Annotated in this window: 2 protein-coding genes; both read right to left on the bottom strand. The window is 48.7% G+C overall.

Annotation, left to right across the window (positions count from 1 at the left end; translation table 11 throughout):
• Positions 1–179: 179 nt before the first annotated feature.
• On the bottom strand, positions 180–1,073 hold the full coding sequence (locus tag NKJ34_RS15685; RefSeq protein ID WP_253739230.1) for a phytanoyl-CoA dioxygenase family protein: 894 nt from the start codon (positions 1,071–1,073) through the stop codon (positions 180–182).
• 84 nt (positions 1,074–1,157) lie between these two features.
• Positions 1,158–1,751: an alkaline phosphatase family protein gene (locus tag NKJ34_RS15680; protein ID WP_253739229.1), complete on the bottom strand. Its 594-nt coding sequence runs from the start codon at positions 1,749–1,751 to the stop codon at positions 1,158–1,160.
• Positions 1,752–1,887: the final 136 nt, after the last annotated feature.

Genomic DNA, 1,887 nt, shown 5'->3' with positions numbered 1-1,887 from the left:
GCTCTCGCTCCCAACATTCAAGATTTGCCGTGTCTAACGACTCACTGAGCAGTTCTGGGGATAGCATCAACAACTCAAACCACGAACTGCTCACTTCTCAAACTGGCTTAACTAGACAGTGCCTTTCTATCCAATCGATACGCTTGTTTACACATCTTGTTTACTGCCAGGTTTTCCCACTACTGTGATCTCCGCCGTTCTCCTGGATGGATTTGAACATCTTTGAGCCATTCTGCTGGGTCATCGGAGAGTGGCCCAGACGATGGGACGAACTGAAATTGAATCATATCCCGGGTATTGCCCTCTGCAATGTGACCCGCTCGATGGAAGCAATTCCACGTCGTACAAAGCATGGCCGTTCCTGCTGGTCCAATTGCTCTTTTCACATGTTCTTCATCGACAACTTCATCCGGCATTTCTTCACGGTTTCGTTCATATCCTTGATCAATCAATTCACGGCTCTTGTCACGGGGGAGTACATGGAACGGTCCCGTTTCTTCGGTCACGTCAGAGAGGTTTATGAAAAGTTTGACAACATCCGTTAATATTCCATCACAGTGCCAGCTATCGGAGTATATCTCCGTTTCTTCCAACACTTCTTGTGATGCGTGGTAGTTTCGCCATGCATGTAGTGTTTTTACTGATGTATACGACCCGTAGTAGTCGCGGACGATGTCCTTAATTTCGTCAGTTAGAAGATCGCCCAGTTCTGGGATCCGTTGGTGGATCTTGGTCACTGAACGGCTATATACATCTCCGTCATACTCCCGAAGTGCATAGGAGTGTTCAGAGTCTAGAAGCTCGTCATACTGCTGTTGGATGGATGATATTTTCTCGTCGTCAGCGATTTTACCGAGACTGACATATCCTTCTGATCGTAGCTGCCTTACTTGGCTGCTCGTATTTGTTTTATAATCTGAAAGTAAACGTGCTTTCGCTATTTTTGTTCTCCCTACAGTATTATTTATAACACCATTTGTATTGTTAAACAATCTTCTCCCTATTTTCTTATCTGCGGCATCTACCTGTTCAATGTTTCTCACATAATTGGCACCGTCTTTTATCAAACTCATTGTTTAATATAAATCTGCTTGGAACTAATAATTTCCGATCGATGATATTTGCTCTCCAGTACGTTCGATTCCAACCAGCGGCTACTATACGTAGCCAAGATCCTGGAGTCGCTGTTCGACGGCGGTCTCATCGATCTCTGTTTCAGAGAGCTTTCCGTCCGTGATCTCACGGCGCTGGCCGTCGATTTCGGCCCACGGAACGTACACCAATCCGGGAAACCGAAGCCGAGCTTTGTGTTTATATATTCCTAGCTTTGCACGGAGTCCAGAGGTAAACAGCTCGCCGTGGTCGGCTGTGATGACTGTCTTCCCATCGAGTTCTGCGGCCAGTTCGACGACGATGTCGGTCACAGCCGGAATCGTCGCGCGATACGACTTGACTTCGGGTTCTGTTTCAGCGACGAGTTTCCCAGTGCCATGCGGCTGCATGAAGTGAACGATAAGACGCTTGTTGGGGTGTCGCTCGTTGGCCTGCTTGGCGGTAGCCACAATCTCAGCTGGATCTATCTGGTTCGGTGACTCGTCGTACTCTTTCCAGACCTCTATGAGTTCGTGGAATGTATCGTTGGCCAGCAGCGTCGTGTGGGGGTTCGCCGAGATATAGACGGTGTCTTCGAACGATTTGTTCTGGAAGTTTTTCCGGGTCCACTCACTGGAGTGACTTCCGAGACTAACCACGCGTGAGTATCAGTCGATCACATCGAGAACCTCACGACCTCCTCCAGTAGGTGCTGCATCCGTGTCTGCGGTGGCTGGCTAGCCCTCAACAAGACAGTAACCGTGAGTTCTACTGCTACCAGTCGCTGTCGGCGGC

It is taken from the genome of Halohasta salina (assembly GCF_024178165.1).
GTDB classification, from domain to species: domain Archaea; phylum Halobacteriota; class Halobacteria; order Halobacteriales; family Haloferacaceae; genus Halohasta; species Halohasta salina.
The sequence above is the reverse complement of the archived record's forward strand: the minus strand, read 5'-3'. Positions and strand labels throughout refer to the sequence as shown.

Coding starts and splice junctions, on each gene's coding strand:
- NKJ34_RS15685 (WP_253739230.1), bottom strand. CDS start 1,073: ATGAGTTTGATAAAAGACGGTGCCAATTATGTGAGAAACATTGAACAG.